At 59.9% G+C, this 277-nt stretch carries 1 protein-coding gene; it reads left to right on the forward strand.

Annotation, left to right across the window (positions count from 1 at the left end):
* On the forward strand, window positions 1-277 hold a 277-nt coding region (locus XM53_RS21465; protein WP_201455464.1), incomplete at both ends, for a transposase.

Below are 277 nucleotides of genomic sequence, written 5' to 3' on the forward strand. Positions count from 1 at the left end.
AAGCTCGGCACCTTCATGGACGCCTCGCGCGACGACGTGCTCGCCTACATGGACTTCCCACGCGAGCACTGGACTCAGATCGCCTCAACGAACCCGCTGGAGAGGGTGAACCGCGAGATCAAGCGGCGCACCGATGTGGTAGGCATCTTTCCCAACGATGACGCCATCATCCGGCTTGTCGGGGCGATCATGCTCGAAACCAATGACGAATGGATCGTGGCGCGCAGATACATGAGCCTTGAAACCCTCGCGCGCGTGAACGACAATCCCAACGTCA

The organism is Roseovarius atlanticus (assembly GCF_001441615.1).
Taxonomy (GTDB): Bacteria; Pseudomonadota; Alphaproteobacteria; order Rhodobacterales; family Rhodobacteraceae; genus Roseovarius; species Roseovarius atlanticus.